The 14,225-nt window shown below is 58.7% G+C and carries 15 protein-coding genes and 1 riboswitch; of the genes, 9 read left to right on the forward strand and 6 right to left on the reverse strand.

All coding sequences use genetic code 11. The annotated features are described in order from the left end of the window. The first annotated feature begins 504 nt into the window (after positions 1–504). Complete coding sequence (gene purH, locus IM265_RS21185) at positions 505–2,094, forward strand: bifunctional phosphoribosylaminoimidazolecarboxamide formyltransferase/IMP cyclohydrolase (RefSeq protein WP_193032219.1); 1,590 nt, start codon at positions 505–507, stop codon at positions 2,092–2,094. Between the two features lie 15 nt (positions 2,095–2,109). Beyond that, positions 2,110–3,402: a phosphoribosylamine--glycine ligase gene (purD, locus tag IM265_RS21190; RefSeq protein WP_045261355.1), complete on the forward strand. Its 1,293-nt coding sequence runs from the start codon at positions 2,110–2,112 to the stop codon at positions 3,400–3,402. A gap of 46 nt (positions 3,403–3,448) precedes the next feature. Here the strand turns inward: purD and IM265_RS21195 are convergent, their stop codons facing one another. The 6 genes from IM265_RS21195 to nudC all read right to left on the reverse strand — a co-directional run bounded on the left by IM265_RS21195 (position 3,449) and on the right by nudC (position 7,801). Beyond that, the gene (locus IM265_RS21195) at positions 3,449–4,141 is read right to left on the reverse strand and encodes a DUF1481 domain-containing protein (RefSeq protein WP_028015109.1); all 693 of its coding nucleotides are present in this window, start codon (positions 4,139–4,141) and stop codon (positions 3,449–3,451) included. A gap of 11 nt (positions 4,142–4,152) precedes the next feature. Further along, on the reverse strand, positions 4,153–4,425 hold the full coding sequence (gene hupA / locus IM265_RS21200) for a nucleoid-associated protein HU-alpha (protein ID WP_002445246.1): 273 nt from the start codon (positions 4,423–4,425) through the stop codon (positions 4,153–4,155). Positions 4,426–4,611: 186 nt separating this feature from the next. Next, positions 4,612–5,202, reverse strand: coding sequence for a YjaG family protein (locus tag IM265_RS21205; protein WP_022646712.1), 591 nt, complete (start codon positions 5,200–5,202; stop codon positions 4,612–4,614). 41 nt (positions 5,203–5,243) lie between these two features. Then, positions 5,244–5,915 (reverse strand): deoxyribonuclease V, encoded by a 672-nt coding sequence (gene nfi / locus IM265_RS21210; RefSeq protein WP_010425928.1) that lies wholly within the window; start codon positions 5,913–5,915, stop codon positions 5,244–5,246. A 9-nt stretch (positions 5,916–5,924) separates the two neighbouring features. Continuing rightward, positions 5,925–6,989, reverse strand: coding sequence for a uroporphyrinogen decarboxylase (gene hemE, locus IM265_RS21215; RefSeq protein WP_041911588.1), 1,065 nt, complete (start codon positions 6,987–6,989; stop codon positions 5,925–5,927). A gap of 38 nt (positions 6,990–7,027) precedes the next feature. Beyond that, the gene (nudC, locus tag IM265_RS21220; protein WP_193032216.1) at positions 7,028–7,801 is read right to left on the reverse strand and encodes an NAD(+) diphosphatase; all 774 of its coding nucleotides are present in this window, start codon (positions 7,799–7,801) and stop codon (positions 7,028–7,030) included. A gap of 95 nt (positions 7,802–7,896) precedes the next feature. On the opposite strand from nudC, the gene IM265_RS21225 reads away from it, so the two are divergent. From IM265_RS21225 to thiH, 7 genes are all read left to right on the forward strand, one after another. Then, positions 7,897–8,394 (forward strand): Rsd/AlgQ family anti-sigma factor, encoded by a 498-nt coding sequence (locus tag IM265_RS21225; RefSeq protein WP_028015105.1) that lies wholly within the window; start codon positions 7,897–7,899, stop codon positions 8,392–8,394. Positions 8,395–8,448: 54 nt separating this feature from the next. Then, positions 8,449–8,558, forward strand: a riboswitch (TPP riboswitch). A 79-nt stretch (positions 8,559–8,637) separates the two neighbouring features. After that, positions 8,638–10,533: a phosphomethylpyrimidine synthase ThiC gene (gene thiC, locus IM265_RS21230; RefSeq protein WP_193032213.1), complete on the forward strand. Its 1,896-nt coding sequence runs from the start codon at positions 8,638–8,640 to the stop codon at positions 10,531–10,533. Further along, positions 10,533–11,168 (forward strand): thiamine phosphate synthase, encoded by a 636-nt coding sequence (gene thiE / locus IM265_RS21235; protein WP_193032211.1) that lies wholly within the window; start codon positions 10,533–10,535, stop codon positions 11,166–11,168. Before thiC ends, thiE begins: the two co-directional genes overlap by 1 nt. Continuing rightward, positions 11,161–11,916: a HesA/MoeB/ThiF family protein gene (locus IM265_RS21240; RefSeq protein WP_193032208.1), complete on the forward strand. Its 756-nt coding sequence runs from the start codon at positions 11,161–11,163 to the stop codon at positions 11,914–11,916. The genes thiE and IM265_RS21240 overlap by 8 nt, the downstream gene beginning before the upstream one ends. Further along, positions 11,900–12,100, forward strand: a complete 201-nt coding sequence (thiS, locus tag IM265_RS21245) for a sulfur carrier protein ThiS (protein ID WP_193032205.1) — start codon at positions 11,900–11,902, stop codon at positions 12,098–12,100. The genes IM265_RS21240 and thiS overlap by 17 nt, the downstream gene beginning before the upstream one ends. Before the next feature lies 1 nt (position 12,101). Next, a complete protein-coding gene (thiG, locus tag IM265_RS21250; RefSeq protein ID WP_193032203.1) occupies positions 12,102–12,872 on the forward strand; it encodes a thiazole synthase in 771 nt (256 codons plus the stop codon). Further along, positions 12,869–13,996 (forward strand): 2-iminoacetate synthase ThiH, encoded by a 1,128-nt coding sequence (gene thiH / locus IM265_RS21255; protein ID WP_193032200.1) that lies wholly within the window; start codon positions 12,869–12,871, stop codon positions 13,994–13,996. The genes thiG and thiH overlap by 4 nt, the downstream gene beginning before the upstream one ends. Positions 13,997–14,225 lie beyond the last annotated feature (229 nt).

The following is a 14,225-nucleotide window of genomic DNA, read 5'->3' on the forward strand; positions in this document are numbered from 1 at the left end:
CTTGGTATTCATTTTTCGTCCGGAGACGTTAAGAATCCATGTCACTTTGAGTGCCCACACAGATTGTCTGATAAATTGTTAAAGAGCAGTGCAACGCGGCTTTCGCTCACCGTTGCGAGGTGGCGTATATTACGCTTTCCTCTTTCAGAGTCAACCCGTTATTTCAGGATTTTTTCTCTTCAACCGACCGGGTTAACTGTGAAGTGATTCACATCCGCCGTGTCGATGGAGGCGCATTATAGGGAGTTCTCCGCGGGCCGCAACCGCTAAATGACAGAAAAATGACTGACTGCTGCATTCCCCAGCAAAACCCCGCCTTATACCCTTTTACACACAGAGTTATCCACAGCGCTTCGAAAAAGTGAAAATATGCGAGCGTTGCGCAAACGTTTTCGTTAAAATGCTCGCGCTTAACAAGGAGGCCTCGTCAGGTGTGTTAGATGAGTTTTTCGCTGGAAAATTCATCTAACGCTCTCTGTAATCGTGAAATCCAGGGGATTTACCATGCAACAACGTCGTCCAGTCCGCCGCGCTCTGCTCAGTGTTTCTGATAAAGCCGGTATCGTCGAATTCGCTCAGGCACTTTCCGCACGCGGTGTAGAGCTGCTTTCTACAGGCGGTACCGCTCGCCTGTTAGCAGATAAAGGTCTGCCGGTAACCGAAGTGTCCGACTACACCGGTTTCCCGGAAATGATGGATGGACGCGTCAAAACCCTGCATCCGAAAGTGCACGGCGGCATTCTGGGCCGTCGCGGTCAGGACGACGGCATTATGGAACAGCATGATATCGCGCCTATCGATATGGTTGTTGTTAACCTCTACCCGTTTGCCCAGACCGTCGCCCGCGAAGGCTGCTCTCTGGAAGATGCGGTTGAGAATATTGATATCGGCGGTCCAACCATGGTGCGCTCCGCGGCGAAGAACCATAAAGATGTGGCCATCGTGGTGAAGAGCAGCGACTACAGCGCCATTATTAATGAGATGGATGCTAACGACGGCTCCCTCACTCTCGAAACCCGCTTCGACCTTGCGATTAAGGCCTTCGAACACACCGCCGCGTACGACAGCATGATCGCCAACTACTTCGGTAGCCTGGTTCCTGCCTACCACGGTGAAAGCAAAGATCCTTCTGGTCGCTTCCCGCGCACCCTGAACCTGAACTTCATTAAGAAGCAGGATATGCGTTACGGTGAGAACAGCCACCAGCAGGCTGCCTTCTATATAGAAGAAGAGGTAAAAGAAGCCTCCGTTGCGACCGCTCAGCAGGTGCAGGGCAAAGCGCTCTCCTATAACAACATTGCCGACACCGACGCCGCGCTGGAATGCGTGAAAGAGTTCAGCGAGCCGGCCTGCGTTATCGTCAAGCACGCCAACCCGTGCGGCGTTGCGGTAAGCACCTCTATTCTGGATGCCTACGATCGCGCCTACAAAACCGACCCGACCTCCGCGTTCGGCGGCATTATCGCCTTCAACCGCGAGCTGGATGCCGAAACCGCGCAGGCCATCATCTCCCGCCAGTTTGTCGAAGTGATCATCGCGCCATCCGCGTCCGAAGAAGCGCTGAAAATCACCTCGGCGAAACAGAACGTGCGCGTACTGGTTTGCGGCCAGTGGGCGGAGCGCGTGCCGGGCCTGGACTTCAAGCGCATGAACGGCGGTCTGCTGGTTCAGGATCGCGATTTGGGTATGGTGACAGAAGCCGACCTGCGCGTGGTGACCAAACGACAGCCGACCGAACAGGAGCTGCGCGACGCGCTGTTCTGCTGGAAAGTGGCGAAGTTTGTGAAGTCTAACGCCATTGTTTACGCCAAAGAGAACATGACCATCGGGATAGGCGCAGGCCAGATGAGCCGCGTTTACTCTGCGAAAATTGCCGGTATCAAAGCAGGCGACGAAGGCCTGGAAGTGAAAGGCTCCGCCATGGCCTCTGACGCCTTCTTCCCGTTCCGCGACGGTATCGACGCTGCGGCTGCGGTGGGCATCACCTGTGTGATCCAGCCTGGCGGCTCTATCCGCGACGACGAGGTGATTGCCGCTGCCGACGAACACGGCATCGCAATGATCTTCACCGACATGCGCCACTTCCGCCATTAATTCCCGGAGCAGAAAATGAAAGTATTAGTGATTGGTAACGGCGGGCGCGAGCACGCTCTGGCGTGGAAAGCGGCGCAGTCTCCGCAGGTTAAAACTGTCTTCGTGGCACCGGGTAACGCCGGTACCGCACTGGAACCCGCGCTGCAGAACGTGGCTATCGGCGTGACCGATATCCCGGCGCTGCTGAGCTTTGCCCAGACCGAGAACATCGATCTGACCATCGTCGGCCCGGAAGCGCCGCTGGTAATTGGCGTGGTTGACGCCTTCCGCGCTGCGGGCCTGAAAATCTTCGGTCCAACGGAAGGTGCCGCACAGCTGGAAGGCTCCAAAGCCTTCACCAAAGATTTCCTCGCGCGTCATAACATTCCGACGGCGGAGTATCAGAACTTCACCGACGTCGAGCCCGCGCTGGCTTACCTGCGTGAAAAAGGCGCTCCGATTGTCATCAAAGCCGACGGTCTGGCCGCCGGGAAAGGCGTTATCGTGGCGATGACGCTCGAAGAAGCCGAAGCGGCCGTTCAGGATATGCTGGCAGGCAACGCCTTTGGCGACGCGGGCCACCGCATCGTGATCGAAGAGTTCCTCGACGGCGAAGAGGCGAGCTTTATCGTAATGGTCGACGGCGAGCACGTTCTGCCGATGGCCACCAGCCAGGATCACAAGCGCGTTGGCAATGGCGATACCGGCCCCAACACCGGCGGGATGGGCGCTTACTCCCCTGCTCCCGTTGTTACCGATGAGGTGCATCAGCGCACCATGGACCGCATCATCTGGCCTACCGTGAAGGGCATGGCGGCGGAAGGCAATACCTACACCGGTTTCCTCTACGCGGGCCTGATGATTGACAAGCAGGGTAACCCGAAGGTGATTGAATTCAACTGCCGCTTCGGCGATCCGGAAACCCAGCCCATCATGCTGCGCATGAAATCCGACCTGGTGGATCTGTGTCTGGCGGCCTGCGAAGGCAAGCTGGACGAGAAAACCTCAGAGTGGGACGAGCGTGCGTCTCTGGGCGTGGTGATTGCTGCGGGTGGCTATCCCGGGAACTACAGCACCGGAGATGAGATCCACGGCCTGCCGCTGGAAGAGATTGACGGCGCGAAGGTGTTCCACGCCGGTACGAAGCTGGCTGACGATGACCGCGTGCTCACCAACGGCGGCCGCGTGCTGTGTGCGACCGCGCTGGGCCAGACCGTGGCAGAAGCGCAGAAACGCGCCTATGCGCTGATGGCGGATATTCACTGGAACGGCAGCTTCAGCCGTCAGGATATCGGTTATCGTGCTATTGCGCGGGAGCAGGGGGAGTAATTTCCCCTCACCCTAACCCTCTCCCTCAAGGGAGAGGGAACTTAAATCAAAAACTTTTCTCTGTCGGCTGCCAGGTGCAGAAGTCTTCGTTCGCCACCAGCAGCAGCTGAGAGCCTTCCGGCGCCTCAAGCCACGCCACGCTCACTTCCATAGACGAATGCCGCTGACGGCGCTGAATGTGTTCGGTTGCCCAGGATTCAAGCTCAGGCTTTACGGTCTGCCCTTCGCAGGTGGTCACCGTGCCATCGGCATGCCAGCGCCCCTGGCGCAGCACCACGCGGCCCTGGCGCAGCGCGTCGCTGGTCTGACGGAGCTGTTCGGCGCGGTAGCGGTAAAGGGCGACCTGATCGCTGGAAAGCTGCTGTTTCAACCCGCTGACTTCATGCTGCATAAAGCTCAGCTCGCCGTGGTCGTCGAAACGCACCTTCACGTGTTCGGGGGTCTTGCTGTAGATGTTCAGTTCAATCAGCGACAGCGCATCGCCCTGCCAGCGGTACTCTGCGGTCGAGGTGTTGCCGTTATGCCACGGGCTGAACGCGGTAAGCATATGGACTTCATCGCTGGAATCTTTACGCCAGATCCTGACCGCGCCCTGGTTGTCAGCATAGCCACTGGCGGTAAACGGGGGGAGTGAGGAGTCATGGCTACAGGCAGACAGCAACAGTACGCCTGCCAGCGCGAGCGTGCCACGCCAGAATGACAAAAGGGGCGTTGCCGCCCCTTCGTTAAAACTGTTCACTGCCACGCGTCTTACTTAACTGCGTCTTTCAGTGCTTTACCAGAAACAAATGCCGGCACGTTAGCTGCGGCGATTTTGATTTCTTTACCGGTCTGCGGGTTGCGGCCAGTACGCTCAGCGCGGTGGTTCACTTTGAAGGTACCGAAACCAACCAGTTGTACAGCATCGCCTTCTTTCAGAGACTCAGTAATAGCAGCCAGGGTAGATTCCAGAGCAGCTTTAGCCTGCACTTTAGACAGATCAGCCTTGTCCGCAATTACATCAATCAGTTGAGTCTTGTTCATAAGTTATCCTTTCAATGTGTTTATCGCTTGCTAAGCATCGAGTGCGACGAAAATGCCAAAAAAGCACTCTCCTGCATACACGCACCGATAGCCACTTTTTTTCGCCCCCCAAATGTAGACCAGACGGGGGGCAGAAGGGAAGAGTCGAGGTGCGACAAAACAGGCGTTAAATCACGTTTTGTTGTCTCATTGGTTAAAAATTATACCAATATTGCTCTCACCGGCCTCACGCAGGTCCGCGCGCAGCCCTTTGATCAGCTCAATATCACGCTCTTCACACTCTGCCAGCAGGCGGAAAATCTCCCACTGAATGTCCCATTCCTGTTCAACCGCCGGGTTAGCACGCAGCTCTTCGTCGGTCATTTCGCGGCCTTCCTGCGTCATTTCCAGCATCGCGACGGTCGTAATGGATGCCTTACTGACTTCAATGGCGTGCTCCAGCGTTTCACCGCTCAGACGAGAGTGGATCAGCTCGCTCAACGCCACGCAGGCGTCGATAGCCGGATAAACGCCGTACAGGTCGTAATCGTCCGCCGCCGGGATCGCCTCTTCCAGCTTTTCGAGCTGTGAATCGAAGTTCACCTTTGCGTCTTTCACCGTCAGCGTCTCCCAGATCAAATCCAGGATACGTCGATAAATCTGGCCTTCGCCAAACTCCGTTTGCTTACAGAACGCGGCATAGTTGGGATACATGCGCTCGCACAGGCAAGCCATAAACGTCACGTGCTGCCAGCTTTCCAGCTTCTCAAGGCGCAGATGAATCGGGTTTTGTAACATGATGATGTCTCGAATCGAAAATTAGCCGCAGTTTACCTGAATCACGGCTGAATTTCCTGCCAACGAATGAATGCCGGACGTGAAGAGGCAACGGCGTCAGCCCAGCGGGTTGGCTCCGGTAACCGGTAGCCCTTCATGCAGCGCTGCACCCACGCCAGCGCGCTGTCCATGCTCACCCGATGCCCGGTGGCGATAAACAGCGGATTACAGCGCGCTTTACTGCGCCAGACCCACGCCAGCTGCTCGCCTTTATGGATAAGCGGCGCCAGCGCGCCCGGTTCGGCAGAAAGCGGCTCAAACGCGCCGCACAGGCGTTTTTTCGCCACGCCGATGGTCGGCACGTCCACCAGCAGACCAAAGTGGCTGGCGACGCCTAAGCGACGCGGATGGGAGATACCGTGCCCGTCAACAAACAGGAGGTCAGGTTTTTGCGAGAGTTGCTCCCACGCGGCCAGCAGCGCGGGGTATTCGCGGAAGGAGAGAAAGCCGGGAATATAGGGCATGGTGGTGGCGATACGCGCCACCTTGTACTCCACCAGCTCCAGCGACGGGTATTTCAGCACCACCATCGCCGCCCGCGTCACTTCACCGCCCTGCTCGAACCCGACGTCCGCCCCGCCAATGTACTGCGGGGGATCCTTATCCAGACGATCCTCGCGGATCACCGATGAAGCCAGTTCGATTTGCTGAGCGCGTAGCGACGCGAGATCCATAACCACTCCTTACTTGTGATACTGGGCAGAAAGCCGATGCACCGCCTCCACAAATACGCCTGCGTGTTCAGGCGGCACATCCTGATGAATGCCGTGGCCGAGGTTAAAGACGTGGCCTTCACCCTGGCCGAAACCAGACAGTATAGTCGACACTTCCTCTTCGATGCGGGCAGGCTGAGCATAGAGCATGGACGGATCCATGTTGCCCTGTAGCGCCACTTTGTCGCCCACGCGACGGCGCGCATCGGCAATATCGGTGGTCCAGTCGAGGCCCAGCGCGTCGCAGCCGGTGGCCGCCATCGCTTCCAGCCATTGGCCACCGCCTTTAGTGAACAGCGTTACCGGCACGCGGCGACCGTCGTTTTCACGCAGCAGGCCGTCAACGATTTTGTGCATGTAGTACAGGGAAAACTGCTGATAATCACGTCCGGTCAGCACGCCGCCCCAGGTGTCGAAAATCATCACCGACTGCGCGCCCGCTTTAATCTGCGCGTTGAGGTAGAGCGTAACGCTCTTCGCCAGCTTGTCGAGCAGTGCATGCAGCGCCAGCGGTTCGGCGTACATCATCTTTTTAATCAGGGTGAAGGCTTTGCTGCTGCCGCCTTCAACCATGTAGGTGGCCAGCGTCCACGGGCTGCCGGAGAAGCCAATCAGCGGCACTTCGCCCTTCAGCTCGCGGCGAATGGTGCGCACGGCGTTCATCACGTAGCCCAGTTCGCCTTCCGGATCGGGGATCGGCAGCTTATCGACGTCGGCTTTGCTTTTGATCGGCGAGGTAAAGCGCGGGCCTTCGCCGGTTTCGAAATAGAGCCCCAGGCCCATCGCGTCCGGAATGGTAAGAATGTCCGAAAAGAGAATGGCGGCATCCAGCGGGAAGCGGCGCAGCGGCTGGAGCGTCACTTCACAGGCCAACTCGGCGTTTTTGCACAGCGACATAAAATCGCCCGCCTGCGCGCGCGTGGCTTTGTACTCTGGCAGATAGCGTCCCGCCTGGCGCATCATCCACACCGGGGTGACATCAACGGGCTGGCGCAGCAGCGCACGCAGATAACGATCGTTCTTCAGTTCGGTCATTTTGCAGTTCCTTATTGCGTCAGTCCGTCAGTGTAACACTACTCATACTCGGCCCGACAGATTGCCACGGTATCTTCTATCAGGCGACGCGCCACCGTTCCCGGCGGGGGTAACAGCGGTAAATTGTCGTAGCGGTACCAGTTCGCCTCCAGCAGCTCTTTCTGGTCGATAACAATCTCGCCGCTGTCATATTCCGCCATAAACGCGGTCATCAGAGACATCGGGAACGGCCACGGCTGGGAGGTCACGTAGCGCAGGTTCTTCACCTTGATGCTGCTCTCCTCCATCACCTCGCGCGCCACCGCCTGCTCCAGCGTTTCGCCGACTTCGACGAACCCGGCGAGGACGGTATGAATGCCGTTGCGATGACGGGTATGCTGCGCCAGCAGGATGGAATCATCACGGCGGATGGCGACGATGATGCACGGCGCGATTTGGGGGTAGTAGCGTTCACGGCAGTGGCCGCAGAGCAGCGCCCATTCGGTTTTGCTTGGGTGCATGGTGTGGCCGCAGTAACCGCAATATTTGTGCGAACGGTAAAACTCCGCCAGCTGTACGCCGCGCCCCGCCAGCTGGAACAGGCCGACGTCCAGATCTAACACCTGACGTACGGATCCCATATCCTGACGGCGCGCCTGTTGGATCAACCACACGGGATCGCCCTGCCACTCGCCGATCTTCAGCGCGGGCTGGCCCACCAGATCGAACGTTTCCGCGGCACCGTAGGGCAACTCTCCTGAGGGCAGCCATAATTTTTGTTCGTGGCTGACGATCCACCAACCCAGATCTGATTTTTCAATAATACGATCCATATCTATTGCACTACCTTCGCTTCACTGACATGTTGTTAGCATTGTGGTTACATTTTGGATAAGCAGATCCCATTCTAAACCTTATGGAGTCGACCATGTTAAACCAGCTGGAAAGCCTGACTGAGCGCGTTGGAGGAAGTAACACCCTGGTGGATCGCTGGCTACATGTGCGCAAGCATCTCCTTGTGGCGTATTACAATCTGGTCGGTCTTAAGCCTGGCAAAGAATCCTTTATGCGGCTGAACGAAAAAGCGCTGGATGATTTTTGTCAGAGCCTTGTCGACTACCTCTCCGACGGCCATTTCAACATTTATGAACGCATTATCCGCGAAATGGAAGGGACAACGCCGTATTTAGCGGCCAGCAAACTCTGTCCGCAGCTGGAAGCCAATACCCAGCAGATCATGGACTATTACGATTCCACGCTTGAGAACGCCATCGATCACGATAACTATCTTGAGTTCCAGCAGGCGCTGTCCGACCTGGGCGAAGCGCTGGAAGAGCGATTCACGCTGGAAGATAAGCTCATCGCCCTCGTACTGGATAACAATCTGAATATCAGCAGCAGCGATAACGTTGCGCGCCCTGCTTGAGTTCTTAACCGTTAACGAGTAATTTACAACCAGTCGCCCCTCTGCGGAGGGGGATTTTTCTTGTCGGAGTGCCCAGTGTGTAAGCACGGGCTGAGACCGTTAATTCGGGATCCGCGGAACCTGATCAGGTTAATACCTGCGAAGGGAACAAGAGTCACGCTGCTGTTGTATCGCCCCTGGGGCGATCTCCTCTTGCTTCATCCGTCGTCTGACAAGCCATGTCCTTCACTTCTGGAATGAGCTATGTCTACAACAAAACTGACCCGCCGCGAACAGCGTGCACAGGCCCAACACTTCATCGACACCCTGGAAGGCACCGCTTTCCCGAACTCGAAACGCATCTACATCACCGGTTCACAGGCCGATATCCGCGTGCCGATGCGCGAAATCCAGCTCAGCCCGACGCTTATCGGCGGCAGCAAAGAGAACCCCCAGTATGAAGACAACGAAGCCGTGCCGGTATACGACACCTCCGGCCCGTACGGCGATCCTGATGTTGCTATCAACGTCCAGCAAGGTCTGGCAAAGCTGCGCCAGCCGTGGATTGAGGCGCGTAACGACTGCGAAGAACTGAGCGTACGCAGTTCTGCGTACACCAAAGAACGCCTGGCCGACGACGGCCTGGACGAGCTGCGCTTTACCGGCCTGCTGACGCCAAAACGCGCCAGAGCGGGCAAATGCGTCACCCAGCTGCACTACGCGCGCCAAGGTATCGTCACGCCGGAGATGGAGTTCATCGCCATCCGCGAAAACATGGGCCGCGAGCGCATCCGCAGCGAAATATTGCGCCACCAGCATCAGGGCGAAGGCTTTGGCGCTCGCCTGCCGGAGAACATCACGCCGGAGTTTGTGCGTGACGAAGTGGCCGCCGGGCGCGCGATTATCCCCGCCAACATCAACCACCCGGAATCGGAGCCGATGATTATCGGCCGCAACTTCCTGGTGAAGGTCAACGCCAACATCGGCAACTCTGCCGTCACCTCGTCCATCGAAGAAGAGGTGGAAAAACTGGTCTGGTCCACGCGCTGGGGGGCGGACACGGTGATGGACCTCTCCACTGGCCGCTACATCCACGAAACCCGCGAGTGGATCCTGCGTAACAGCCCGGTGCCGATCGGCACCGTCCCGATTTACCAGGCGCTGGAGAAGGTCAACGGCATTGCTGAAAACCTCACCTGGGAAGCGTTCCGCGACACGCTGCTGGAGCAGGCGGAACAGGGCGTGGACTACTTCACCATCCACGCTGGCGTGCTGCTGCGCTACGTGCCGATGACGGCGAAACGTCTGACCGGCATCGTCTCGCGGGGTGGCTCCATCATGGCGAAATGGTGCCTGTCTCATCATCAGGAAAATTTCCTCTACGAGCACTTCCGCGAGATCTGCGAAATCTGCGCCGCGTACGACGTCTCCCTGTCGCTGGGCGACGGCCTGCGTCCGGGCTCCATCCGCGATGCCAACGACGAAGCGCAGTTTGCCGAGCTGCACACCCTGGGCGAGCTGACTAAAATCGCCTGGGAGTATGACGTGCAGGTGATGATTGAAGGCCCGGGCCACGTGCCGATGCAGATGATCCGCCGCAACATGACCGAGGAGCTGGAGCACTGCCACGAAGCGCCGTTCTACACTCTGGGGCCATTGACCACGGACATCGCACCGGGCTACGACCACTTCACCTCCGGGATTGGCGCGGCGATGATCGGCTGGTTCGGCTGCGCCATGCTCTGCTACGTGACGCCGAAAGAGCACCTCGGCCTGCCCAACAAAGAGGACGTAAAGCAGGGACTGATTACCTACAAAATTGCCGCTCACGCGGCGGACCTGGCGAAAGGCCACCCGGGCGCGCAAATCCGCGATAACGCCATGTCCAAAGCGCGCTTTGAATTCCGCTGGGAAGACCAGTTTAACCTGGCGCTGGATCCGTTCACCGCCCGCGTCTATCACGACGAGACCCTGCCGCAGGAGTCGGGCAAGGTGGCGCACTTCTGCTCCATGTGCGGGCCAAAATTCTGCTCGATGAAAATCAGCCAGGAGGTGCGGGATTACGCCGCCGCGCAGACCATTGAAGTCGGTATGGCGGACATGTCGGAAACCTTCCGCGCCAGAGGCGGCGAAATTTACCTCAAAAAAGAGGAGGCGTAATGTACCAGCCCGATTTCCCACCCGTCCCCTACCGTTTAGGGCTTTATCCGGTGGTGGACAGCGTGGTATGGATAGAGCGCCTGCTGGAGGCCGGCGTTCGCACCCTCCAGCTGCGCATCAAAGATAAGCGTGATGAAGAGGTGGAGGCCGACGTCGTCGCCGCCATCGCGCTGGGGCATCGCTACAATGCCCGCCTGTTTATCAACGACTACTGGCGGCTGGCCGTTAAGCACCGGGCGTACGGCGTGCATTTGGGCCAGGAGGATCTGGAAACCACCGATCTGAACGCCATTCGCCAGGCTGGCCTGCGCCTTGGCGTTTCAACACACGATGATATGGAAATCGACGTGGCGCTGGCGGCACGCCCCTCCTACATCGCCCTCGGTCACGTTTTTCCGACGCAAACCAAGCAGATGCCTTCTGCCCCGCAGGGTCTGACGCAGCTGGCGAGCCACGTTAAGCGCCTTGCCGATTACCCGACCGTCGCCATCGGTGGAATCAGCCTTGAACGCGCCCCGGCGGTGCTGGAGACCGGCGTCGGCAGTATCGCCGTCGTCAGCGCTATCACCCAGGCGGCAGACTGGCGGTCCGCTACCGCGCAGCTTTTACAGCTGGCAGGAGCAGGCGATGAATGACCGCGATTTTATGCGCTACAGCCGCCAGATCCTGCTGGAGGATATTGCCATTGACGGGCAGCAAAAGCTGCTTGCCAGCCGGGTACTGATTGTCGGCCTGGGCGGATTAGGCGCGCCCGCCGCGCTGTATCTGGCCGGTGCGGGCGTGGGCACGCTGGTGCTGGCCGATGACGACGAGGTGCACCTCAGCAACCTGCAACGGCAAATCCTCTTCACGACTGAAGATGTTAACCAGCCTAAAGCGCAGATCACCCGGCAGCGGCTTAACCAGCTTAATCCGGATATCGAACTGATTGCGCTCCAGACGCGGCTTAACGGAGACGAGCTGCAACGTGAAGTTGCCCTTGCCGACGCGGTGCTGGACTGCACGGACAACATGGCAACGCGTCAGGCCATCAACGCGGCCTGTGTTGCACAGAACACGCCGCTGATCACCGCCAGCGCGGTCGGTTTCGGCGGGCAGATAATGGTGCTTACGCCGCCGTGGGCGCAGGGCTGTTACCGCTGCCTGTGGCCGGACGAGGCTGAACCGGAGCGTAACTGCCGCACGGCAGGCATTCTTGGCCCGGTGGTGGGCGTGATGGGAACCCTCCAGGCGCTGGAGGCCATCAAGCTGCTCAGCGGCATGGAGACGGAACGCAACACGCTCCGGCTGTTCGACGCCCGCTCCAGCGGCTGGCGCCATCTGGCACTACACCGCGCCAGCCACTGCCCGGTATGCGGAGGCCACGATGCGCATTCTGTTTAACGATGAGCCGATGACGTGCGACGACGGTCTCACCGTTGCCGCCCTGCTCGACAAATTGCGCCAGCTCAAGCCGGGAACGGCGCTGGCGCTCAATCAACAGATCCTGCCGCGCGAGCAGTGGGAACGTCAGCAGGTCAATGAAGGCGACCAGATCCTGCTGTTTCAGGTTATCGCTGGGGGCTGAGATGTTACGTATTGCTGATAAAGTCTTTGATTCACATCTGTTTACCGGAACCGGCAAATTCGCCTCGCCGCAGCTGATGGTGGATGCTATTCGTGAAAGTGGCAGCCAGCTGGTGACGCTGGCGATGAAGCGCGTGGATCTGCGCCAGCACAACGATGCCATACTTGCGCCGCTACTGGAGGCAGGCGTGACGCTCTTACCAAACACTTCCGGAGCGAAAACGGCCGAGGAGGCGATTTTCGCCGCACAGCTGGCGCGGGAAGCGCTCGGCACCCGCTGGCTGAAGCTGGAAATTCACCCGGATGCCCGCTGGCTGCTGCCCGACCCGATCGAGACCCTGAAAGCCGCAGAAAAGCTGGTGCAGCAGGGGTTTACCGTCCTGCCTTACTGTGGCGCGGATCCCGTGCTGTGTAAGCGTCTGGAAGAGGTCGGCTGCGCCGCCGTCATGCCGCTGGGCGCGCCCATTGGCTCCAATCAGGGGCTGGAAACCCGCGCGATGCTGGAGATCATCATCGAGCAGGCGACCGTGCCGGTGGTGGTGGATGCGGGGATCGGCGTGCCCAGCCACGCCGCGCAGGCGCTGGAAATGGGGGCCGACGCGGTGCTGGTGAATACCGCCATTGCGGTGGCCGACGACCCGGTCATGATGGCGCGTGCATTTCGTCTCGCCGTGGAGGCTGGCCTGCTGGCCAGAGAGTCCGGCCCCGGCTCGCGCAGTTTTCAGGCACAGGCCACCAGCCCGCTGACCGGTTTTCTGGAGGCGCTCTCATGAGCACGTTTACCGAGCGCTGGCGCGAGCTTAACTGGGACGATATAGCCCTGCGCATCAACAGCAAAACGGCGGCTGACGTGGAGCGCGCGCTGCACGCCCGTCAGCTGACCCGCGAGGATCTGATGGCCCTGCTCTCCCCGGCGGCCAGCGCCTACCTTGAACCGATGGCGCAGCGAGCGCAGCGGCTCACCCGCCAGCGTTTTGGCAACACGGTGAGCTTCTACGTGCCACTCTATCTCTCCAACCTGTGCGCCAATGACTGCACCTACTGCGGCTTCTCCATGAGCAACCGCATCAAGCGGAAAACGCTCGATGAAGGTGAGATTGCCCGCGAGTGTGCGGCCATTCGTGAAATGGGTTTTGAGCATCTTCTTCTGGTCACGGGCGAGCATCAGGGGAAAGTGGGAATGGACTATTTCCGCCAGCATCTGCCTGCGATACGTCGGGAGTTTGCGTCGTTGCAGATGGAGGTTCAGCCCCTGTCGCAGGACGAGTATGCGGAGTTAAAAACGCTCGGGCTGGACGGCGTGATGGTCTATCAGGAAACCTACCACGAGGCGACGTACGCGCGGCATCACCTGAAAGGGAAGAAGCAGGATTTTTTCTTCCGGCTGGAAACGCCAGACAGGCTGGGCCGCGCCGGGATCGACAAAATCGGGTTGGGTGCGCTAATTGGGCTTTCCGATAGCTGGCGGGTAGATTGCTACATGGTGGCAGAACATCTGCTGTGGCTGCAACAGCACTACTGGCAGACCCGATACTCCATCTCCTTCCCACGCCTGCGCCCCTGCGCAGGCGGCATTGAACCGGCTTCGCTGATGGATGAACGCCAGCTGGTGCAGACCATCTGCGCGTTTCGCCTGCTCGCCCCGGAAGTGGAGTTATCGCTCTCAACGCGTGAATCCCCGGCGTTTCGCGATCGCGTCATCCCGCTGGCGATTAACAACGTCAGCGCATTTTCCAAAACGCAGCCTGGCGGGTATGCAGACGATCATCCGGAGCTGGAGCAGTTTGCACCGCATGACGGACGGCGTCCGGAAGCTGTTGCCGCCGCCCTGACGGCACAGGGTTTACAGCCTGTCTGGAAAGACTGGGACAGCTGGCTGGGAAGAGCCTCGCAATGACGATGTAACGCACTGCAACACGGTAGAAAATTATCGAGGCGTTACGGAAAGGTAAAACCGGATGATTGTCAGCGATCGTCCGGTTTTTTATTGTCATCAGGTCAGCAACGGATGCTGACCAGGGCGAAAAGCTTCTTCCTCGTTTCGCCCTGCCTCCGATTTCGTGCATAAGAGGGGCGCAAAAGTATGGATAAGGAATTTCTTAGTGATTCTTAAGATAAATCATCTC

The organism is Enterobacter cloacae complex sp. P17RS (genome assembly GCF_014895885.1).
Taxonomy (GTDB): Bacteria; Pseudomonadota; Gammaproteobacteria; order Enterobacterales; family Enterobacteriaceae; genus Enterobacter; species Enterobacter bugandensis.